Origin of the sequence: Microbacterium sp. 22296 (genome assembly GCF_052045385.1) — a bacterium.
Classification (GTDB): Bacteria; Actinomycetota; Actinomycetes; order Actinomycetales; family Microbacteriaceae; genus Microbacterium.
The window spans coordinates 270,497-291,991 of sequence record NZ_JBQEOS010000002.1; the positions used below are offsets into that span (position 1 = coordinate 270,497).

General features: G+C 68.3%; 17 protein-coding genes. 2 read left to right on the forward strand and 15 right to left on the reverse strand.

Annotation, left to right across the window (positions count from 1 at the left end; genetic code table 11):
• Nucleotides 1-8: 8 nt before the first annotated feature.
• The 8 genes from ACTJJP_RS04910 to rfbA all read right to left on the reverse strand — a co-directional run bounded on the left by ACTJJP_RS04910 (nucleotide 9) and on the right by rfbA (nucleotide 9,773).
• Complete coding sequence (locus ACTJJP_RS04910; RefSeq protein WP_440773903.1) at nucleotides 9-1,022, reverse strand: Gfo/Idh/MocA family oxidoreductase; 1,014 nt, start codon at nucleotides 1,020-1,022, stop codon at nucleotides 9-11.
• Nucleotides 1,019-2,116 carry a DegT/DnrJ/EryC1/StrS family aminotransferase gene (locus tag ACTJJP_RS04915; RefSeq protein ID WP_440773904.1) on the reverse strand — a complete coding sequence of 366 codons (1,098 nt, stop codon included), beginning with the start codon at nucleotides 2,114-2,116 and terminating at the stop codon, nucleotides 1,019-1,021. The genes ACTJJP_RS04910 and ACTJJP_RS04915 overlap by 4 nt, the downstream gene beginning before the upstream one ends.
• Nucleotides 2,109-2,735, reverse strand: a complete 627-nt coding sequence (locus tag ACTJJP_RS04920) for a DapH/DapD/GlmU-related protein (protein ID WP_440773905.1) — start codon at nucleotides 2,733-2,735, stop codon at nucleotides 2,109-2,111. The genes ACTJJP_RS04915 and ACTJJP_RS04920 overlap by 8 nt, the downstream gene beginning before the upstream one ends.
• A gap of 124 nt (nucleotides 2,736-2,859) precedes the next feature.
• A complete protein-coding gene (locus ACTJJP_RS04925) occupies nucleotides 2,860-4,068 on the reverse strand; it encodes an ABC transporter ATP-binding protein (protein WP_440773906.1) in 1,209 nt (402 codons plus the stop codon).
• 5 nt (nucleotides 4,069-4,073) lie between these two features.
• On the reverse strand, nucleotides 4,074-4,994 hold the full coding sequence (locus tag ACTJJP_RS04930; protein WP_440773907.1) for an ABC transporter permease: 921 nt from the start codon (nucleotides 4,992-4,994) through the stop codon (nucleotides 4,074-4,076).
• A 42-nt stretch (nucleotides 4,995-5,036) separates the two neighbouring features.
• On the reverse strand, nucleotides 5,037-6,965 hold the full coding sequence (locus ACTJJP_RS04935; RefSeq protein ID WP_440773908.1) for a rhamnan synthesis F family protein: 1,929 nt from the start codon (nucleotides 6,963-6,965) through the stop codon (nucleotides 5,037-5,039).
• Nucleotides 6,962-8,914, reverse strand: a complete 1,953-nt coding sequence (locus ACTJJP_RS04940) for a rhamnan synthesis F family protein (protein WP_440773909.1) — start codon at nucleotides 8,912-8,914, stop codon at nucleotides 6,962-6,964. Before ACTJJP_RS04940 ends, ACTJJP_RS04935 begins: the two co-directional genes overlap by 4 nt.
• The gene (gene rfbA / locus ACTJJP_RS04945; RefSeq protein WP_440773910.1) at nucleotides 8,898-9,773 is read right to left on the reverse strand and encodes a glucose-1-phosphate thymidylyltransferase RfbA; all 876 of its coding nucleotides are present in this window, start codon (nucleotides 9,771-9,773) and stop codon (nucleotides 8,898-8,900) included. The genes ACTJJP_RS04940 and rfbA overlap by 17 nt, the downstream gene beginning before the upstream one ends.
• 83 nt (nucleotides 9,774-9,856) lie before the next feature.
• Here rfbA and rfbB point away from each other — a divergent pair, with 83 nt between their 5' ends.
• Nucleotides 9,857-10,855, forward strand: a complete 999-nt coding sequence (gene rfbB / locus ACTJJP_RS04950) for a dTDP-glucose 4,6-dehydratase (protein WP_440773911.1) — start codon at nucleotides 9,857-9,859, stop codon at nucleotides 10,853-10,855.
• A gap of 2 nt (nucleotides 10,856-10,857) precedes the next feature.
• Entirely contained in the window at nucleotides 10,858-12,270 is a 1,413-nt protein-coding gene (locus tag ACTJJP_RS04955) for a sugar nucleotide-binding protein (protein WP_440774157.1), read from the forward strand.
• 30 nt (nucleotides 12,271-12,300) lie between these two features.
• Here the strand turns inward: ACTJJP_RS04955 and ACTJJP_RS04960 are convergent, their stop codons facing one another.
• The 7 genes from ACTJJP_RS04960 to purE all read right to left on the reverse strand — a co-directional run bounded on the left by ACTJJP_RS04960 (nucleotide 12,301) and on the right by purE (nucleotide 21,409).
• Complete coding sequence (locus tag ACTJJP_RS04960) at nucleotides 12,301-14,355, reverse strand: DUF7657 domain-containing protein (RefSeq protein ID WP_440773912.1); 2,055 nt, start codon at nucleotides 14,353-14,355, stop codon at nucleotides 12,301-12,303.
• Nucleotides 14,356-14,434: 79 nt separating this feature from the next.
• On the reverse strand, nucleotides 14,435-16,798 hold the full coding sequence (locus ACTJJP_RS04965; protein ID WP_440773913.1) for an FG-GAP repeat domain-containing protein: 2,364 nt from the start codon (nucleotides 16,796-16,798) through the stop codon (nucleotides 14,435-14,437).
• Nucleotides 16,795-17,331, reverse strand: a complete 537-nt coding sequence (locus ACTJJP_RS04970; protein WP_440773914.1) for a hypothetical protein — start codon at nucleotides 17,329-17,331, stop codon at nucleotides 16,795-16,797. The genes ACTJJP_RS04965 and ACTJJP_RS04970 overlap by 4 nt, the downstream gene beginning before the upstream one ends.
• A gap of 61 nt (nucleotides 17,332-17,392) precedes the next feature.
• Nucleotides 17,393-18,331: a glycosyltransferase family 2 protein gene (locus ACTJJP_RS04975; protein WP_440773915.1), complete on the reverse strand. Its 939-nt coding sequence runs from the start codon at nucleotides 18,329-18,331 to the stop codon at nucleotides 17,393-17,395.
• Nucleotides 18,332-18,381: 50 nt separating this feature from the next.
• Nucleotides 18,382-19,485, reverse strand: coding sequence for a glycosyltransferase (locus ACTJJP_RS04980; protein ID WP_440773916.1), 1,104 nt, complete (start codon nucleotides 19,483-19,485; stop codon nucleotides 18,382-18,384).
• Nucleotides 19,482-20,945, reverse strand: a complete 1,464-nt coding sequence (locus tag ACTJJP_RS04985; protein ID WP_440773917.1) for an LCP family protein — start codon at nucleotides 20,943-20,945, stop codon at nucleotides 19,482-19,484. The genes ACTJJP_RS04980 and ACTJJP_RS04985 overlap by 4 nt, the downstream gene beginning before the upstream one ends.
• The gene (purE, locus tag ACTJJP_RS04990; protein ID WP_243502149.1) at nucleotides 20,942-21,409 is read right to left on the reverse strand and encodes a 5-(carboxyamino)imidazole ribonucleotide mutase; all 468 of its coding nucleotides are present in this window, start codon (nucleotides 21,407-21,409) and stop codon (nucleotides 20,942-20,944) included. The genes ACTJJP_RS04985 and purE overlap by 4 nt, the downstream gene beginning before the upstream one ends.
• Between the last annotated feature and the right edge of the window lie 86 nt (nucleotides 21,410-21,495).

A 21,495-nucleotide genomic window follows, 5' to 3' on the forward strand; every position in this document is an offset into this window, starting at 1 on the left:
CGTCGGTGTCAGACGACGGCCGCCGCTTCCGACGTACGGACGAGACGGCCCTCGTCGCCGGCGGACTGCAGCGAGGCCTCGACGACCCGCAGCACGTGAACGGCCTCGCGCATCGTCGACAGCGTCGTGGTCTCACCGTTCACGGCATCGCGGAACGCCTCGAGCTCCGCTCGCAAAGGCTCACGCTTGGGGAAGGCGAACCGCGTGACGTCGCCCTCGGAGACTCCCCGGAACGTGGAGACCGACTCCCACTCCAGTGCTGCGGTGCCATTGCGATGCAGGGTCAGGTCGGCAGTCGCGGTGTCGGCGATGAAAGTCCCGCGCTCACCGGTGACGACGGTGACGCGCTCCTTCATCGGGCTCAGCCAGTTGATGAGGTGGTTGACCACGGCGCCGTCGGTGAGACGACCGGAGATGGCGATCATGTCCTCGAAGGATCGACCGCTCTGGAAAGCCGTCTGGGCGGACACCGCGGCATACCTCGACTGCGCGACCCACGCCGTGAGATCGATGTCGTGGGTGGCGAGGTCCTTCGCCACGCCGACGTCGCCGATACGTGCCGGGAACGTGCTCTGGCGGCGGGTGGCGATCTGATAGACCTCGCCGATCTCGCCTTCTGCGAGTCGAGCCCGCAGCTGCTGCAGAGCCGGGTTGAACCGTTCCACGTGTCCGACGGCTCCCACCAGACCGCGCGACTCGAAGAGATCGGCGAGCGCCTGTCCCTCCTCGGAGCTGTCGGCGATGGGCTTCTCGACGAGCACGTTCACGTCCGCTTCCGCGAGCGCTCCGGCCGCCGCGGCGTGGAAACGCGTCGGGACGGCGACCACCGCGATGTCGAGGCCGGCGGCCGCGAGCGCATCGACATCGGGCAGCACCGTGAGATCGCCCGCGACACCGTGCGGGTCGCCCGCCGGGTCTGCCACGGCGACCAGCTCGACGCCGTCGATCTCGCGCAGCAGACGGGCGTGGTGACGGCCCATCATCCCCAGTCCGAGAAGACCGGCGCGCAACACGGCGCTCACGCTCCCGCTCCGGCGACGGCTGCGACCGCGGCGACGATGCGCTCCAGATCGTCGTGACTCAGAGACGGATGCACGGGCAGCGAGACCACTTCGCGCGCCGCGCCCTCTGTTTCGGGAAGATCGAGCCCGGGCGCGTACTCCGCGAGCGACGGGAGACGGTGATTGGGAATCGGGTAGTACACGCCGCTGCCCACCTGATGCTCGTCTCGCAGAGCCGTCACGAACCCGTCGCGGTCCTCCGGGATGCGGACCGTGTACTGATGGTAGACGTGATGTGCGCCCTCGGCCACGACGGGGGTTGCGACACCGCGGAGATGCTCGTCGAGGAAAGCCGCGTTCGCGCGCCTCTTCTGCGTCCAGGCGTCGACCTTGGTCAGCTGCACGCGTCCGATGGCGGCGTGCAGGTCGGTCATTCGGGCGTTGAAACCCACGATCTCGTTCTCGTACTGCCGCTCCATACCCTGATTGCGCAGGAGCCGCAGGGAGCGGGCGATCTCGGGTGTCGCGGCCGTCACCATGCCGCCCTCCCCGCTCGTCATGTTCTTCGTCGGATAAAGGGAGAACATGGTGAACGAGCCGAACGTGCCGACCGGGCGGTCGTGCAGCGCGGCGCCGTGCGCCTGCGCGGCATCCTCGAAGAGCATCAGCCCGTGGCGATCAGCCAGGGCACCCAACCCGAGCATGTCGGCGGGATGACCGTAGAGGTGCACGGGCATGATCGCGCGCGTACGCGGAGTGATGGCCGCCTCGACGCTGGCGGTGTCGAGGGTGAAGCTGAGCGGGTCGATGTCGGCGAACACCGGGGTCGCCCCGGTGAGGGCGACCGAGTTGCCGGTGGCGGCGAAGGTGAACGACGGGACGATGACCTCGTCTCCGGGGCCGATCCCGCAGGCCAGCAACCCCAGGTGCAGACCGGACGTCCCCGAGTTCACAGCGACCGTCTCACGGCCCTCGACGAAGTGATCGGCGAACTCGCGTTCGAAGGCGGCCACCTCCGGACCTTGGGCGATCATGCCGCTACGCAGCACGCGGTCGACGGCAGCCCGCTCGTCGTCGCCGATGAGGGGCTTAGCAGCGGGAATGAGGTCAGGCACGAGATTCCTCCTTGAGTGTGCCGTCGGACTCGACGAAGCGGGAACCGGTGCGAGGGCACACCCACGCGTCGCTCTGCTTCTCGAGGGGAAGGCCGGCGGGGCCGACCCATCCGATGCGTCGCGCCGGAACTCCGGCGACGAGCGCGAAATCGGGTACGTCCTTCGTGACGACGGCGCCCGCGGCGACGGTCGCCCAGCGACCGATGACGACCGGGGCGACGCACGTCGCTCGTGCGCCGATCGACGCCCCTTCCCTGACCGTGACTCCGACCGGCGTCCAGTCGGACGCGGATTTGGGCGACCCGTCCGGATTGACGGCGCGGGGATAGGTGTCGTTCGTGAACACCACGGCTGGACCGACGAAGACCCCCTGCTCGAGCAGAGCCGGCTCGTACACCAGCGCGTAGTTCTGGATCTTGCATCCGTCACCGACGGAGACGCCCGAACCGATGTAGACGCCGCGGCCGATGACGCAGTCCCGTCCGATCGTCGCGCCCTCACGAACCTGCGCGAGATGCCAGACGGAAGAGCCCGCTCCGATGGTGGCGCCCGTCACATCGGCGGACGGATCGACGCGGGCCGGTGTTCGCAACGGTGCGTGGGCGGGATCGGAAGTCACGGAGAACCATTGTACCGCTGCGCGCGTACCGTCCCTGTGGACGAACCCGCCGGGCCTTCACCCCCGGGCCTTCGCGAAGTCATACGCGAGGCATGCCGGTCGACTCTCACGAGGACTCGAAGGTTCAGTGGAAACGAACCCCCGCGGGCACGGAGCCGAGGGAGTCGGACTTTCCGTGGATCGTGAACTCGGCACCCTGGGTGACGGCGTGCGAGGTGGACTCGCTGATGCCATGCAGGTTGGCGTTGACCCAGTAGCTGCCCGGGTTGAACTGCGCTCCGTCGACGTCGATGACGATGGTGGCGGTCTCCCCCTCGCTCAGCGGGGCCGGCGAGGTGCCGAGCATCGTCGTGTTCGACGCGAGCGCCAGCACCCCGGACGCCGTGTCAATGCTGAAGCCGAGCGCCCATTCGTCGAGCCGTCGCATCGCCTCCACGGTGACGACCACACGGAAGGATTCGCCCGTGCGGAAATCGTTGGAGCGACGGCCGTCGGCGGCCCGGACGTCGACGGACACGATCTCCGCGGCCCGGGTCACCTGCTCCGGCCGGGCGGAGACCTTGCCGGAGCCCTGTTCGAGCAGCTCGCGGAAACGCTCGACCGCCGCCTCCGCGAGACCGTCGAAGGCGACGCGGCCCTTGTCCATGAGGATCACGCGGTCGCAGAGTTCCTCGATCTGATCGAGCGCGTGCGAGACGATGATGATGGTCCGCCCCTGCCGCTGGAACTCTTTGATCTTGTCCAGGCACTTGCGCTGGAACTGCTCGTCCCCGACCGCCAGAACCTCGTCCACGAGCAGGATGTCGGGGTCGGTGTGCACGGCGATCGCGAACGCGAGCCGCACGAACATTCCCGAGCTGTAGAACTTGACCTGGGTGTCGATGAAGTCGCCCACCCCGGAGAAGTCGAGGATCGCGTCGAAGCTGGCACGGGTCTCTTCGCGGCTGAGTCCCAGGACCGATGCGTTCAGGTAGACGTTCTCGCGTCCGGTGAGGTCGGGGTGGAAACCCGCACCCAGCTCGATCAGGGCCGCGACGCGTCCGCGCTGGCGGACGTCGCCCGACGTCGGCTGGATGATGCCGCCGATGACTTTGAGGAGCGTACTCTTACCCGATCCGTTGTGCCCGATGAGCCCGATCGTGTTCCCCGCACGGATGTCGAGGCTCACGTCGCTGAGAGCCCAGAAATTCTGCCGGTGCCGTCGCCCGGCGCGACCGAGGGTGACGATGCGCTCTTTGATGGACGTGTCTTTGCGCACGACGAACCGCTTCGAGACATCGGTGAGGGTGATGACTTCTGGGCGCGGTGGCGCCGGGACGACGTCGAAAGACATACCTGTCACAGTTCCTGGGCGAAGTTGCCCTGCAGTCGGACGAAGACGCGGTGGCTCAGCACCAGAAGCACCAGGCCTATGAGCAGGGCGACGCTCATGCGCAGGACGAGGCCGGACGGTTGGGCCAACGTGTCGCCCGCAACCCAGAAGGCGCGCTGGAAGCCCAGGACCGCCAGGGTCAGCGGGTTGTTCGTGTACACCTCGAGCAAGACCGGGTTGGCGATGATCTGGCTGGCCATCTGCCAGGCGTAGAGCACCGGCGAGAGCCACATGAGCAGCATCGTGACGACCTCGACCAGGTACTGCACATCGCGGAGATACACGTTCACCGCGGAGAAGAAGAAAGCGAAGGCGAGCCCGTACACGAGGATGATCGCCAGCGAAGGCACGGCGTAGACGAGCTCCCAGTGCAGCGGAGGCTTCCCCGCGATGAGCGTGGCGACCAGCAGGACCGCGAGCTGTATCGCGAAGTTGAAGATCGCTGATCCGGTCGCCGCGAGCGGGAAGATCTCCCTCGGCATGTAGACCTTCTTCACGACCCCGCCGTTGGCGATGATCGACCCGGTGCCGCCCACGGCGATCTCCTGGAACAAGCTCATCACCGTCAAGCCGGTGAAGATGAAGATCGCGAAATCAGGGATGCCACGAGCCGCGCCGAGGAACTGCCCGAGCACGACGAAGTAGATGCCCAGGAGGATGAGCGGGCGGATGAGTGCCCAGACGAACCCGAGGGCCGAGTCCTTGTAGCGAGCTTTGATGTCGCGCTTGACCAGGAGATCGAGCATCTCGCGGCGCGAGAAGATTTCGCGCAGGGTCGTCCACAGAGACGCGAACCCGAGACCGGGAGTGACGCCGACGGACCGCATCGGCATTTCTGCGAGCCGTGCGAAGCGCGCGTTGTCCCCGGAGGGTGAAGGACTGGGCATGGGGTTCGATTCTAGTGGTGGGTTCCTGCGGGACGTCTGTGCTCAGCGACGAAGCAGACGCTGCCGTGCACGCCACAACCGGCCGCGTGCATCCTCCGTGCGGGCGAAGACGCGGTCGACGCGCTCCGCCGCCCCCGGGCGGTGCAGACGCACCCACATGTCGACGAAGTCGCGCAGGCGCCCCCAGCCGATGTAACCCGCGCGTCGGAGGAACTCGATCTGATGCTGCGTGTCCTCCGGCATCGTCGCCGACATCTGGTCGAGGTTGTAGTCCAGCGCGGTGTAGCTCTTCGCCAGATACTGCGGGGTGGCGATGGTCATCACGTGGAAGCCGAGCTCGCCCGCCGCGTAGACGGGCATGCGCTCGAGCACGTGGGCCAATCCCCCGTCGACATACGCCTCGGCCCCGCCGAAGTCGTCGTAGCTCCACTCGCGCTCCACGAGCAGACGCAATGCCTGGGGGCGCGCGAAGAACATCGATCCGAACGGAGCGAGAGGCGATACCTCGTCGAGCGGGACGCGGATCCCGAGCTCGCGACACAGTTTCTCCACACCCGGCCGGTTGTCCCACCAGCCGTGTCCCATCGTGGGATGTCCGAGGTGGATGGTGGGCGGGAAGGCGAGACCGAGCCCGGGCCGCTGTTGGAAGAGCGCGACGATGTTCGCCGCCTCGTGAGGCCCGGCCAGAAGATTCTCGAACTGCTGACGGCGGAAGTGCCGCCCGACGTTCGCTCCGTCCTGCGGCGTCTTCTTCGAGTGGATCTTGACGATCAGGTCGTAGGCGTCCGACAGCAGGATGTCGCGGCATCCGATGAGGAAGGCGGCCTGGTCGCGCCCGTTGTTCGAAGCCACCACCCGCACCTCGGTGCGACCGGCGAAGCCGAGCTGAGCGATGATCTCCTCGATCGCACGCGCGCGGTCGGCGTCGGGGGTGGTGACGATCAGGTCGGGCTGCCCGGGGAGGTAGCCGGCACGGCGCACGATCTCCTCCGTCATCTCGACGTAGAAGATGTGGGCGAACACGGCCGTGCGAAGCGGTGCCGCCGGGTCGTAGCCGTCGTCGGTCGGCGACAGCGCGCGCAGAAGCGCGGCGTCCGCGTTCAGTACGCGCGGTTCCACGTTGCGCGCCAGGTCGTCGAGGATCATCTCGACGGGGTAGCCGTTGCGCTCCACCGCCTCGAGCGTCCACTTGCCCACGACCGCGACCCGGTCGAGGAAGACGGGCCACTGGAAGAACGGACGTCGCTTCAGCGTCGGACAGCCCGCGTCGATCAGCTGCTCGGCATAGAGGACGGCATGGTTCTCGATCTTGTCGGTGAGGGTCGGAAACGCCACCTCACCCGAGAACCCCTGCTGGGTGAAATGTTCGGTGAAGACTCCCTCGTGGAGCGTCACGGCGTCGGAATAACTCGTCATCCGCGGTAGATCGCGCCAGTACGCGGTCCACTCGGGCGACTGGAACATGCGCCGCCGGACCGCGACCCAGTACGACTGAAGGTGGTAGGGCAGATACCCGTCGTGCGTGAAGGGGTGGGGTTCCACGCGAAGGTGATCGGTCATCCCCCAGAAATGGAGGGGGTGCGCGTTCATCCGCTCGAACAGCGGCGTGAACGGACGGATGGGGCCGAACCACGTGTCGTTGACCAGGAGCAGTTCGTCGAACTCGTCGAGGCGGTCCGCCATCACGTCCAGGCCGTGCTTGTAGCCCCAGATGTCGTATCCCTCGTTGGGACGCTCCAGCACCATGTCGCCGAGGCCCTCGAGACGTTCGCGCCCGTGTGCCGTCAGCGGACCGTTGGACACGACCACGATCGTGTCGCAGAACGCGCGCATGTGCTCCAGCGCATAGGCCACGAAGTCGCCGACCTCGCCGCGACGGTCGTAGACGACGTAGATCAGCAGGCGCTTGCCGTCGTCGGGGAAGGTGTCGGCCGGACGGGTCCAGTCGCCGATGAGCTCCGCGGTCTTCACGATGCTGCCTCTCGTTGCTTCTCGCCGCGCTCGCTCCGCAGGCGCGACGCGACCCGTTGACCCGCCGCCAGTACGCCGTGCCCGCGCAGGGCGAGGCGGTAGAACGGGCGGAACGAATCGGCCACGCGCGGGTGGTTCGTGCGCAGGTACATGCGCAGGAGGGCGACGGTGCCGCCGTAGCCGGTGTACCCCGCGCGGTGGAGGAAGCGGATCTGCTCGACCGGCCATCCGCGAGTCGTCGAGAACATCTGGTCGACTTTGTACTCGAGGGCGGTGTAGCCGATCTCGGCGTGCGCATGGTTCAGGACCGTGCGCGACGTGTAGCCCGCCTCAGCGGCAGCGGCGCTCACGAGACGCTCCTGCAGGTGCGCGAGGTGACCGAAACGACGCTGGTGCTTCCAGTCGTAATCAGCGAACGTCCATCGGCGTTGCATCATCACGCGGAAAGCGGCCGGACGCCCCACCCACATGCCTCCGTACGGGGCGAGGGGGGAGACGGTGTCGAGGGGGACGCGGATCCCGAGCCGCTTCGCGAGACGCTCGGCGTGCGGCTGAAGCATCGCCCAGCCGCGTCCCATCGTCGCGTAACCGATGTGGATCATCGGAGGGAAGACGAGACCGAGCTCGGGCTCGCGGTCGAACAGAGCCAGGACGTTCCGGACGTACCCCGGGCTGCTCAACAGGTTGTCCAGCTGGTACCGGCGGAAGTATCGCAGGCGGTTCATCGTCTTCCACGGCGCGCGACGCATGTGGACCTTGACGAGGAGGTCGTAGGTGTCGGACTGGATGACGTCGCGGCATCCGACGAAGAAGTCCGCCATGTCACGGCCCGGGCTCTGGGGGGTCACTCGCAGTTCGTACGTGTGATCGTTGGTCGCCGCCCAGGCTTCGAGGAGGCGCTCGAGTCGCGCCGCCGTCACACCCTCGGTCGTCGTGACGAACACCGACGCCCCGGGCGGGAGGAACCGCAGCCGTCGGAGGATGTCGTCGATCTCGTCGACGTCGCTGACGTGCACCACCACGGCGATGGAGAGCGTCGACCCGGCGTCGGGTTCCACTGCCTCGTCGGAGAGCACCGACAGAAGGCCCAGGTTGGTGTTCAGCGCCTTCGGCGGTACCGATGACGCAAGACTCGATCGCAGCACGCCGAGGGGGTACCCCCGCTCCCCCATCATCTCCGCGATCTCCTGCCCGATGACGGCGAACCGATCGAGGAAGGGCGGGTAGCTCGTGAGGACGGCGCGATCCACGAAGGGCACGCCCATCTCCAGGAGATCCTCCGGAGCGAACAGACCCGGGTCATGCGCGTGGAGGTGCGCCGTGTCGAAGGCGCGCGCGTGGGCGAAGCCCGCGCGTTCGGCGTGTGCGAGGATCCGGCGTTCGCGATCCGGCGCCGCGGTCGGACCCGACCACCACTGCCGCCACGCATCGCTGTCGAAGAAGCGCCGTCGAGCCGCGAGGAAGAACCACGGCCGATCTTCGATGGCGGGGAATCCCTCCTCGGGGAAGGCCTCGCGGGGCGGGGCGGGGGGCAGCATGTCCCAGACGTCCGCGTCGGTCCCCGCCATGCGGTCGACGACGGAGGTCAGCTCCGCCACCGGCCCGAACCAGGAGTCGCCCGTCAGGACGATCTCGGCGACGCCGGCGTCGAGCCGACGCACCTCGTCGACCGCCAGGGCGTACGCGTCCGACGAGAACCCGTCGTCGCCCGTCTCGACCACGTGGTCGACCAGTCCGTCGAGGCGCGCCCGTGCGTCGGAGGTGAGAGAACCGGGGTGAACCAGAACCGTGCGAGCAGCGATCGCTCGCAGCGCCTCGAGGGCGAGGACGGTCGTGCCCTCAAGCCTGCCGGTGGCGCGGATACCGAAGACGACCGCGCGGTTCTCGGGGCCTATCGGCTCCCGGGGGGCCGCGGGCACCACCCGCACGGCGTCAGCGGTCGGCGCCATTGGCAAGGGCGCTCAGGAGGTATCGACCATAGCCGCTCTTCACGAGCGGTTCCGCGCGATCGCGCAGTTCTTCGTCTGAGAGGAACCCCATGCGCCACGCCACCTCCTCCGGGCAGCCGATGGACAGACCCTGCCGCTTCTCGACGGTCCGGATGAACTCCGTAGCCTCGCTCAAGGAGTCGAACGTCCCGGTGTCGAGCCACGCGGTCCCCCGCGGCAGGAGCTCGACGCGCAACCGCCCCTGCTCCAGGTAGGTGCGGTTGACGTCGGTGATCTCGAGCTCGCCGCGCGGCGACGGCTTCAGACCGCGGGCGATCTCGATCACGTCGTTGTCGTAGAAGTACAGCCCCGGCACGGCATAGCTGCTCTTCGGGTGCTCCGGCTTCTCTTCGAGCGAGACGACGCGACCGTCGGCGTCGAACTCCACGACGCCGTACGCCGTGGGGTCGGCCACCTGGTACCCGAACACAACGCCGCCGTCGAGGTCGGTGTACTGCCTCAGGCGGGTCCCCATCCCCTGGCCGTAGAAGATGTTGTCACCGAGTACGAGGGCGACGGACTCCGAGCCGATGTGATCCTCACCCAGGAGGAAGGCCTGAGCGAGACCGTCCGGCGACGGCTGCACCTTGTACGTCAGGGAGATGCCGAAACGCGATCCGTCGCCCAGCAGACGTTGGAACTGCTCCGAGTCCTGCGGCGTCGTGATGATGAGGATGTCGCGGATGCCCGCGAGGATCAGAGTCGACAGCGGGTAGTAGATCATCGGCTTGTCATAGACGGGCACGAGCTGCTTTGAGATGCCCAGCGTGATGGGATGAAGTCGCGAGCCCGTGCCGCCCGCCAGAATGATTCCGCGCATGAGGACAAGTTTCCCCCATCACGAGGCCGTCACCAATCCAGCACCTCCAGGGCGGGGTCGTCCGCCCCGCTAATCTGGACGGCATGAGTCGACTTCTCGTCACCGGTGGCGCCGGTTTCATCGGTTCCAATTTCGTGCACCACGTCATCGCCCACACCGACCACACGGTGACGGTGCTCGACAAGCTCACCTACGCGGGCAACGAACTGTCGCTGGCCGGACTCCCCGAAGACCGGGTACGCCTGGTCGTGGGCGACATCGCCGACGCCGAGGTGGTGGATCCGCTCGTCGCCGAGGCAGACGCCGTGGTGCACTACGCCGCGGAGTCGCACAACGACAACTCCCTGCACGACCCGCGCCCCTTCCTGGACACCAACATCATCGGCACGTACACGCTGCTGGAGGCCGCGCGCCGCCACGACGTGCGGTTCCACCACATCTCCACGGACGAGGTGTACGGCGACCTCGAGCTCGACGACCCAGCGCGCTTCACCGAGCAGACCCCGTACAACCCGTCCTCGCCCTACTCCTCGACCAAGGCCGGCTCCGACCTGCTGGTGCGCGCCTGGGTGAGATCGTTCGGAGTGCGGGCGACCATCAGCAACTGCTCCAACAACTACGGCCCGTACCAGCACGTCGAGAAGTTCATCCCCCGCCAGATCACCAACGTGCTACGCGGCATTCGCCCGAAGCTCTACGGCAAGGGAGAGAACGTCCGCGACTGGATCCACGCAGACGACCACTCTTCTGCCGTCCTCACCATCCTCGACAAGGGCGTGATCGGTGAGACGTACCTCATCGGCGCCGACGGCGAGAAGGACAACAAGAGCGTCGTCGAGCTGATCCTGCAGATCACCGGGCAGCCGACCGATGCCTACGACCTCGTCACGGACCGGCCGGGTCACGACCTCCGGTACGCCATCGACTCCACGAAGCTGCGCACCGAGCTCGGCTGGACGCCCACCTACGGCGACTTCGAGTCCGGCCTCGCCGCCACCATCGACTGGTACCGCGACAACGAATCCTGGTGGGCGCCCGCCAAAGACGGCGTCGAGGCCTTCTACGCCAGCAAGGGGCAGTGACGATGTCGATCGCCTTCGGCAAGGGCTTGTCCGCCCGAGAGACTCCGATCCCAGGACTCGTCGTGCTGGACCTGCCCGTCCACGGAGACGCGCGCGGGTGGTTCAAGGAGAACTGGCAGCGCGAGAAGATGACCGCCGCCGGGATCGACCTGCCCGATTTCGGCCCGGTCCAGAACAACATCTCGTTCAACGACGCTGTGGGCACCACTCGCGGCATCCACGCCGAACCGTGGGACAAGTACGTCTCGGTGGCGACCGGCCGGATCTTCGGCGCGTGGGTGGATCTGCGCGAAGGCGAAACTTTCGGCGCAGTGTTCACCGCCGAACTCGACCCCTCGACCGCGATCTTCGTGCCGCGCGGCGTCGGCAACTCCTACCAGACGCTCGAGCCCGACACCGCGTACACCTACCTCGTGAACGACCACTGGTCACCCGACGCCACGTATACGTTCCTCAACCTCGCCGACGAGACGGTGGCCGTCGAGTGGCCCATCCCGCTCGCCGAGGTCGAGATCAGCGCGAAGGACAAGAACCACCCCCGGCTCGCCGACGTGGTGCCCATGCCGCCGAGCAAGATCCTCGTCACCGGGGCGAACGGACAGCTCGGCCGCGCGCTTCGGGCGGAGTTCGGCGAGCATCCCTGGATCGAGTACGCCGCACGCGACGACCTCGACCTCACCTCCCCCGACCTCGACTCGGCCCGCCGCTGGCGCGAGTACGGGGCCATCATCAATGCCGCGGCGTACACGAAGGTCGACCTCGCCGAGACGGAGAGCGGGCGTGAAGAGGCGTGGGCGGCCAATGTCACCGCCGTCGCCGCCCTGGCGCGAATCGCGTCGGCCAACGGCATCACCCTCGTGCACGTGTCCAGCGACTACGTCTTCGACGGCACGAAGAGCGGTGCGTACGCGCCGCAGGACGCACTGTCGCCGCTCGGCGTGTACGGGCAGACGAAGGCCGCGGGCGACGCGATCGTGTCCACCGTCCCCCGTCACTACATCATCCGCACCAGCTGGGTGATCGGGGACGGCCCGAACTTCGTCCGCACCATGGCATCCCTCGCCGAGCGCGGGATCGACCCGCGCGTCGTGAACGACCAGACCGGCCGACTCACCTTCACGGACGACATCGCCGCGACGATCCATCGGTTCCTCGACGAAGGTGCGCCCTACGGGGTTCACAACGTCACGGGGACCGGAGACTCCATGACGTGGTACGACGTCGCCCGCGCCGTCTTCAAGGTCACCGGTCACGACCCCGACCGGATCACCGGAGTCTCCACGGAGGAGTACTTCGCCCAGGCGAGCGGTGTCGTCGCCCCCCGACCACGCAACAGTGTGCTCGATCTGAGCGGCACGCCGCATCTACGCGACACCCCGGTGACGCAGAAGCTCGCCGCGTACACCAGCGCGTAGCGGCCGCCCGTCGGGGCGGCCGCTTACCGCTCATCCGACGTCGATCACTTCGTAGATCCGCATCTCCGTCGGCCCCTGAGGGATGCTCTCGACGAGATCGACGCAAGGCGATTCGACGGGGGTCTCGCTGAGCACCCAGTCGACGTGGGTCTGCGCGAAGGTGCTGCACGCGTCGAACGTCATCTGGATCTGGTCGGGGAACGGATTGCGCGGGTCGGGCTCTCCCTCGCCCAGCGTCCACGAGAGGTTTCCGAGCCGGTTCCACGCCTCCTCCTCGTCACCCTCGGGATCGATCTCGGCCCACATCTCACGCGGGGGCGCCCCTTGAAAGCCGTTCAGCGCCGTCACACCGGACTCCACGAGCATCATCGTCGGAACGAGGTCGGTGTTGATGCCCACCCACGTGCCCGGGGAACGGGCGTCGATGGCTTGGACGGCTTCCACCGTCGCCGTCTCCCGCAGGTCGAGGACGCCGCGATAGAGGGGGTTCACGCCCAGACCGGCGATGAGCGAGACGACCAGCAGGCTCAGGGCTCCGAGCGCCACCCGACGACGGCTGATCGCCCAGACCGAGAAGATGAAGAGACCCGTCAGGACCAGGCCGGCCGCCAGCACGCGCTTAGGAGTCCCCGCCACGAACGCCTCCCAGCCCATCAATCGATCGATCCGCCAGAGGACGAAGACGACGGACCCGATGGCGGCGGCGAGCGCCAACACCGTCGCCACCCGAGAGAGTCCCTCGGAGGTGCGGGCGGCTCGTTCATCCGCGGCGCGTACGACAAGCAGGACGATGACGAAGCTGAGGATGCCGAAACCGATCGTCATCCGCGAGTAAGTCGTCCGGTCGAGGAAGAGCAGGTGGGCGACGGCGTCCCAGCCAGGGACGACGAGGTAAGCGAGCATGAGGGCGCCCGCGACGAGGGCGCCTACCGCCATCCCGTCGATGGAGCCCGCGCGTCGCCTCCGCTCGATCGTCAGCCACACCAGCACCACGCTCAAGAACAGCCCCGGCAGCAGGAACGTCGACGCTTCAGAGGGGTTGACTGCGAACGGCGCCCCACGGCTGCGGCCGAGGTCGAAGGAGAGGAAACCGGCGAACAGGGCCGCGATCTGATCCGCGGTGGCCTGTCCTACCTGCTGAAGGCGTTCACCCGGGTAGACCGTCCCCAGGAACGCTTGGATCGTGGGCAATCGCGTCAGCATCCAGACGACCATCACACCGCCCGCGACCGCCCCGGCGACCAGGAGCGGCACGAGCGCGCGTACGCGCGCGAGCAGCGGTGCCGTCGAGACGTCGCGGCTCAATACCGCTCCCAGTACGGTCGCCGCCGCGACGACGACCGCGGGGACGATGAACGGCACGTAGATGCCGACGGCCAGAGCCGCGGTGGACCACGCCGTCAATGCGGCCAGCACCCATGAGCCCCGTCGGCGCTCCGAGCGCAGACACCAGAGGGCCGTGGCGATGACGAGGAAGGCCCATACGGCCGGATAGAGCGTCGTCGAGAGGTACCACCACTGGAAGAAGGGGGAGAAGAAGAACCCGACTCCCAAGGCGGCAGCGGCGGCCGGCCGTCTCGGCATCATGATGACGGCCAGTAGATACCCGGCCGCCATGATCCCGAAGCCGGGGAACCACCATTTGAACGCCATCGCCTGGTCGAGCGGAAGGACGAAGAACCCCCACAGGTGAGGTCGTAGAGCGGTCGACCAGTCCGTGTTCGGGAGGTCGTGCTGGACCGTCGCGTCCATGCCCCCGGGAAAGGTCTCGTTGCGGGCCGGAAGGCCCTGCTCGACCTGCGAGATCACCCAGGAGGTTTGAACGAACCACTCGTCGCTGCGGATTCCCTGCGGCTCGCCCGCGATGAGCGCCGAGTCCGCCCCGGTCTCGACCTCGGAGTGCACGATCCCCGTCGAGGATCCGGTCACTCCGAAGCCGACGAGCAGCGCCAGAACGACCGCGAGCAGACCCAGGGGGAACCCCACGACGCGCGCGTTGGGCAACCCGTCGGGTCGGGGTTCGACGAAGCGGGCGTAGCGGTCGACGACCACCCGCCAACGAGTCCTCAGCGCGGTCGTGGTCACGAGGGCGTGCTCTCTTTCTCGATGCAGACCCTTCAGTCTCACGCGTGCGTCGTGAGGACGCCAATCGGGGGATGCGCGATCAGCGAATCTCGCGCATCACCTCCCATCCGATGCCGATGAGCGCGCTCCCGGACCACCCGCCGGACCCGTCGCCCCGGTAGAGATACAGGTCGCCCTTGGCATCCCTCCCCATGACGTCGGTTCCCCTGACTCCGTCGAAGTCACCCGCGGAGAAGACGGGTGAGAACACGTTCCACCCCTGACCGATCTGACGGACGGGTCCCCAATTTCCCTGTCCGTTCGTTCCATAGGACCAGAGGGTGCCATCGGTTCGGCGTGCAAGAAGGTCGTTGTTCCCGTCTCCGTCGATGTCCCCACCCGCCGACAGCGAATCCACGATCGACCAGCCGGATCCGATGGGGATCGCCGCGCCCGTGAGCCAACCGCCGGCGCCGTCTCCCCGGTACAGACGCAGGGCTCCCGAACCGTCACGGCCGACGACGTCGAGTCGGCGGTCGCCGTCGAAATCGATGCCTCCCGTGATCAGGCTGAAGTTCTGCCACCCGGAGCCGATGACGACCGGCGGGGCGAACCGACCTCCCCCGCGCCCCCGCCAGAGTTCGAAGGCCCCCGCGGTGGTGACGCGTGCGAGATCCGCCCTCCCATCGCCGTCGAAGTCACCCAGCGGAACGACCGTCCCGCTTCCCCAGCTCGTGGACACGCTGATCGGAGCCTGCCAACCGCCTCGCCCGTCACCGGGATAGACACTCAAGGTCCCCGTCTTGGACACCGCGACGACGTCGGCACGGGCGTCCCCCGTCAGATCATTCGCTCCCCCCGGGAACGACTTCTTCCATCCCGGGCGCGGCCCCTCGCTCAGTACGGCCGTCATGGCCGACCAGCCGCTGCCGACCGGTGCCGCGGATCGGGTGAACCGGCCGTTGTTGTCGCCGGCGAACGCCCACAGAGAACCTGCCTGGTCGACCGCGAGCAGATCCGCCACACGATCTCCGGTGAAGTCTCCCGGCATGAGGATCGAGGTCATCTGCCCCCAGCCCGTGCCCAGCGAGGTTCGACCCGGCTGCCAGCCGCCGGCGCCGTCGCCTCGGTAAAGCCACAACTCGCCCGAGGCATCGCGACCCAGAAGGTCTTGTCTGCCGTCCCCCGTGACGTCCGCACCGCCGACCACCGCGGTGAATCCGACCCACCCGCTGCCGACGACCCGCGCGGATTCGAAGACTCCGAAGCCATTGCCCCGCCAGAGCAGGAGCTGACCGGCGGTGTCGGTCGTGTAGACGTCGGGGACGCCGTCACCGTCCACATCGCTCGCCGCGGTGATGTGGACGGCATCCGACCAATCGACACCGAGGCGGCGCGGCGCGGGATCGCCGCCTCTCTCTTCGAGCGGACGGAGGGACGCCCGCCGGTCGCTCGATACGACGATCATGTCGCGACGCTGGTCGCCGTCGAAGTCGCCGACCGCCTGCACCCGGCTGGCCGACTCGATCCCTCCGGCCGTTCGGACCCGCTGACCCCAGGACCCGTTCGCGAACGGATAGGAGAAGACGTTCCCCGAACCGTCGATCGCGACGATCGAGGGGTCGACACCGTACTGCGGTGGCGGTGGCGTATACCGCGTCGAACCGAACCAGTCCGTGAACGTGCGCCAGAAGTTGCGGTTGCCGTAGGCCGAGCAGCCGTCGCCCGTACCGTACAGGTTGTTCAGCGCCGCCTGGTTCGGGACGTAGGGGGTGTAGATGTAGAGCCCTGCCGTCGCCTGGTTCTCGATGTACACGCGCTGGGTTCCGCAGTTGCCGTTGGGGTTGTAGAGGATGTTGTTGTATCTGCCCGCCTGGTAACCCCAGGACGTCGGCGAAAGCCGGTAGATCTCGAATTGCCGCGCGGCGTAGTACACCTGGTAGAAGAAGCCGGAGGTCGAGGCGTCGCACGGGGCGGTGTCGGGGCAGCCCTGTCCTGTGGCGGCCGAGTAGTTCCACGCCGACGGCGACGTCGAGGTGATGAGGCCCTGCTCTTTCTGCAGGAGGACGAGCAGACTCTTCTGGCTCATGCCGCAGGAGCGGGCGACGCGGTCGATGATCGTCGACGCGCTCTCGTTCGCGCGCCCGGTGTACCCGTCGCAGTAGCGGTCGGCGGGCCTGTTGTCGGTGTTCTGGCGATAGTCCTTGATGCAGGTGTAGCCCGACTGGCAGGAGCGCACCTGACGCTCCATGAACGCCTGGATCTCTGACGACGTCATGGCGTTGCTGTCGTAGAAGACCGCGTCATCGATGATGTTGCCGGCGTTCCAATCCGCGGCGTTCGCGGCCGACGCCGAGGATGTCGGCGAAACGGTGGCGGGGAGGGCGACGAGCACTGCGAGGGCGCACGCCCAGATGGCGACGAACGCCGCCGCGCGCCGACCGAGGGCCGTCGCGCGGGTCACGCGGCAGGCTCGACCGTCGTGAGCGACGATTCGGCCCGTGTCGTCGCAGACGCATAGGACACGATGAACGCGAGATCCGCGCTGGGTGCGGTGGCTTCGAGCGACATCACCCCGCAGTACGTGACGTCCTTGCCCTCGCTCGCCTCCGTCGTCACGCTCGCTCCCGTCGCCGGCACGGTGAGGGTGCACACGCCTCCCGACTCCGCCACCTTCGGCACCATCGCCGTGACCTCCAGCCGGCCCTCACGGATCTCCGACGTCACGATCAGGATCTGGCCGTTGAAGGGTTCGTCGGTGACCACGGTCGCAGTGGGACTCGGAGAATCGGTGACGGTGGGGACGGACGCCGTGACGGTCGGTGCCGGCATCGAAGACGGCGTCGTGGACGCCGAAGAAGTCGAGGGAGGAGCCACGGATCCGCTCGAGGTCGCGCAGGCGGAGAGCGTCACGACTCCTGCTAGGGCAGCCGCGGCGAGCACGACACGGGAGCGCCGAGAGGGGCGGAGGACGACGGCGTCGATGAGGTGCATCACGCGATCATTATGAAGGGGTCGCCTCTCCACGTCCGCTGCCACGCCGGAGTCGGCGCTCTCGTCACCGGCGACCCAGGCGCCGACGCAGCCGCCGAAGTCTCGACAAGACGGGCTGATGCGCGTCGATTTCGCGACGCAGATCGTCCTGCATCCGCGCCCGCAGGGTCCGCTCGAGCTGGTCGATGCGCGCGTCGATGTGCTCGACCGTCGCCGCGTGCAACGACGCGAGGTACAGGGGCAACCCGTCGCCCTCCCGGCGCACCCACTCCGCCAGCGCCCGATCGCGCACGCGCGCGTCGTCCGCGGCGTGGGCCTCGGTGAGGGCGAACATGCTGTTGGCATCCAGGCCCGTGGCATCCGGTCTCTGAGTCCAGAAGGCGAGCGGCTCGCCCGGGAGGAAACCGATCCCGCCCGACCGGAGGATGCGCAGATAGAGGTCCCAGTCCTCGACCGCGTCGAGGGTCTCGTCGTACCACCCGACCTCGTCGTGGACGGCGCGCCGGTAGAGCACCGAGATCGGGACCGCGCGGTTGACGCTGAGCATCTCGGTGAGGGAGATGCGCTGCATTCCCGCCCAGAAGGGAGCTCGGCCCACCTCGACCCACGCTCCCCCGCGGTTCTCCTCGTAGACGATCTCCGTGGGTACGGCGACCGCGGCGTCGACGGGGTTCGCGTCGAGCCATGCCACGGTGCGGGCGAGGAATTCGGGATGCCAGCGGTCGTCGTCGTCGTGCAGCACGACGTACTCCGTCCCGGCGTCGCGGACGCCGAGGTTGGCGGCGACGCAGCGTCCGCCTTCGCCGGCGGCGATGTGACGGACGGTCACGTCTGCCGCGCCGGAAGCGGCGACGACGGCATCGACCTCGGCGGGGTCTCCGCCGTCGTTCACGACGATGACGCGGAAACCGGTGTACGTCTGCGCCGCGATGTCGACGAGCGCCCTGCGGAGGAATTCCGGCCGCTGCCGGGTCCGGACGACGATCCCGACGCGCTCTGTCATGGTGACGAGCTTATTGCGGTGGACGACCAGCCCCGTTCAGTGGGCGCCCGTCACAGCTCCGCGTGCAACGCCCACACGCGGTCGGCGGCGGAATTCCACGCGAAGCCTTTCGCCCGGTCGCCGGCGAGCACGCGCAGCCGCTCGGCATCCTCGCCCAGGGCGCGGGAGAGCGCGTCGCCGAGGTCGTCGGGGGCGGCGTAGGCTGCGGCATCGGCGAGCACCTCCCGGTGCACGGGGGTGTCGACCGCGACGATCGGCAGCCCGACGGCGAGGGCGTCGACGGCGCGCCACGGCCAGTCGGTGCGGCCGCACGCCGCGATGAAGGCTGCGGCGTGCGAGAGAACGGCGGCGCGATCCCACCGGTCCAGGGACCCGCGGCTGTGCACGCGCACCTCGGCGAGGCCGGCGGCGGCGGCGATGTCGGCGACGGCGGGCTCTTCCCCCTCGGGCACGTCGAGCACGACCACGTCGCCGTCCCAGCCCGCGGTGACGACCGCGGTAAAACCTGCGGCGAGAGCGTCGGATGCCGCCGCCCCTCCGGCGAGGGCGAGGAACGACGACGGCAGGTCGAGGGCACGCAGGCGCCCCACGGCATCCGAGGGCACGCGGAGCCCCGCGGCGGGGGCTCCCCCGATCACGCGCACCTTCTTCGACAGCTTGCTCTTGGCTACCTCGGCCAGGCGCGCAGCCATCGCGTGGGTGGGGACGATGACAGCGTCGGCGTGCTTTGTCACGCGTGAAAGCAGGGCACGGCAGGCGAGGATCTCGGCCTTCGGCAGCTCCTCCGGCGTCTCCCACGCCCGCAGCTCCCACAGGGTGACCACGATCTGGTGCGTCTCGTTGACGCGGTCGTGCCGCACGAGCGGCGCGAGCGCGGTCGGAGAGTGGATCAGGCCCTTGCCGACGCCGGGGGCGACGCCGAGCTGCCACGACGCCGCGAGCTCGCGTCGCCGCACGGCCAGGCGCGTCTCGGAGCTGAGACCGGCGAGCCCGGCCGCATCCGGGATGCCCGGGGCGGGGACGATGGCCGAGACGTCGCATCCGCGGGGAGCTGTGGCGATCAGGGCCTCGGTGAGCGAGGCCGACGCTTCGGCGAGATCGGGAGAGGTCGGCGAGACGAGCTGGTCGAGCACGACGCGCAGGGTCACGGTCACGGGGCCGGCTCCTCGGTCACGGTCGCCGGGTGCAGGGCGTCGCGCACCATCTGCTGCACCTGGGCGTAATCCGGGTCGTACTCGTCGACGCCGCCCTCGGGGGTGAGTTCGAGGGTGTTGATGGGCTGGTCCTTCGCCTTCAGCGCGAGATCGACCAGCGTCGGCGCGATCAGGCCCTGCGGCAGGTCCGTCTGAACGATGCTCGTGGTGGACTCGGCGACCTGCTGGAAGCGTGTCAGAACAACCTGGGGGGTGAACTGCGCGAGCACAGCTTCCTGCAGCTCGCGCTGGCGCCGCATACGGTCGAAGTCGCTCGTGGTGTACCGGGACCGGGCGTACCACTGGGCGGTGTCGCCGTCCATGTGCTGGGCGCCGGGCTCGATCCAGCCGAACGCCCAGTCGTCGACGGGCTGCCCGTCGTAGGCGGGCCCGCCCTTGGGCAGACGCTCCTGCACCGTGATGTCCACGCCGCCGAGGGCGTCGATCACGTCGGCGAAGCCCTTCATGTCGATGAGCACGTAGTACGGGATCTGGATGCCGAGGATGCCCTCCGCGGCATCCTTCGTCGCCTCGATGCCCGGCTCGGAGCCGTTGGCCTCGGCGTCGGGGTAGAGCGCGTTGCCGTCCTGACAGACCTCGACCTCGGTGCGGAGCTGATTGACGCCGCTCCCCCACCCGCAGGTGGGATCGGCGTACCCCTGGTGACCGTCGGGATACCTGTCTTGCATCGGCCCGGGCGCGAACGGGAAGTGGGGCATGTCGCGCGGGATGCCGGTGATGGTCGTCGCGCCGGTATCGGCGTTGACCGACACGACCGAGATGCTGTCGAAGCGCATCGAATCGCGTCCCTCACCGGAGTCGGCGCCCAGGAGGAGGATGTTGTAGTACCCGTCGGACGGCGGCACGATCGGCCCCGATTGGGTGAAGAGCGACGACAGGGCGTCGCGCGTGCTCCCCGCGATCTGCGCGGCGTAGGCGGCCCCGGAGCCGGAGAGCACGAGCAGACCCACGGCCACGATCGCCATGGCGACCCGTGACAGCGGTCCGACGCGCACCAGACGCACGAGCCGAAGCGTGTCGATGGTGAGCACGATCCACAACACGATGTAGGCGATCAGCGCGATCTGCACCAGCGTCAACGGGAGCGGCCGGAGCGCCGAGAGGAAGTCGGGGAAGAACGACCCGGTGACCACCGTGAAGAGCCCCGTCGGCCACAGCAGCGCCCCGAGGGCGCCGAGCGCGAGGAGGGTCCACATCGCCAATGTGGCTCCGAGGCCGATGCGTCCGAGCCGTCGACTGCCGGCGAGCACTTGCGCCGACCCGGGGATCAGGAAGTTGATGACCACGAGCCACCAGCCACGACGCGTCATGACCTCGGACGAGGCGGCGTCGGGATTGCGCAGAGGCCGCGATTCGAGGGCCCGAGCCGGCGCACCGGGCCGAGCCGCGGTGAGCGTCACAGGGAGTCCTTGAGACGCCGGTTCTTCTCCTCGACCTGCGACTCCAGGTCCTTCGCGTACGCCTCGACGCGGTCGGCGAGCTCGGGGTCGGCGCTGCCGAGGATCCGCGCGGCGAGGAGTCCGGCGTTCTTGGCACCGTTGATCGAGACGGTGGCGACCGGGATGCCCGCGGGCATCTGCACGATGCTCAGCAACGAATCCAATCCGTCGAGCGTGGCCAACTGCACCGGCACGCCGATGACGGGGAGGGCGGTGACGGATGCCAGCATGCCCGGCAGGTGCGCGGCACCGCCCGCGCCGGCGATGATCGCGCGAAGACCGCGGGCACGTGCCTCACGGCCGTAACGCACGAGCTTGTCCGGTGTTCGGTGCGCGGACACCACCTCGACCTCGTGCGGGATGCCGAACTCCGTCAGCACCTGGGACGCGTCGCTCATCACGCGCCAATCGGAGTCGGAGCCCATGACGACGCCGACCACGGGCGTCTCGGAAGAATGCAGCGGCCGGGTCACCGGTCCAGGCTAGGCGCGCTCGCTGGAAGATCGCGGAA

Coding starts and splice junctions, on each gene's coding strand:
- ACTJJP_RS04925 (WP_440773906.1), bottom strand. CDS start 4,068: ATGTCTTTCGACGTCGTCCCGGCGCCACCGCGCCCAGAAGTCATCACC.
- ACTJJP_RS04930 (WP_440773907.1), bottom strand. CDS start 4,994: ATGCCCAGTCCTTCACCCTCCGGGGACAACGCGCGCTTCGCACGGCTC.
- ACTJJP_RS04940 (WP_440773909.1), bottom strand. CDS start 8,914: ATGGCGCCGACCGCTGACGCCGTGCGGGTGGTGCCCGCGGCCCCCCGG.
- rfbA (WP_440773910.1), bottom strand. CDS start 9,773: ATGCGCGGAATCATTCTGGCGGGCGGCACGGGCTCGCGACTTCATCCC.
- rfbB (WP_440773911.1), top strand. CDS start 9,857: ATGAGTCGACTTCTCGTCACCGGTGGCGCCGGTTTCATCGGTTCCAAT.
- ACTJJP_RS04955 (WP_440774157.1), top strand. CDS start 10,858: ATGTCGATCGCCTTCGGCAAGGGCTTGTCCGCCCGAGAGACTCCGATC.
- ACTJJP_RS04975 (WP_440773915.1), bottom strand. CDS start 18,331: ATGACAGAGCGCGTCGGGATCGTCGTCCGGACCCGGCAGCGGCCGGAA.
- purE (WP_243502149.1), bottom strand. CDS start 21,409: ATGGGCTCCGACTCCGATTGGCGCGTGATGAGCGACGCGTCCCAGGTG.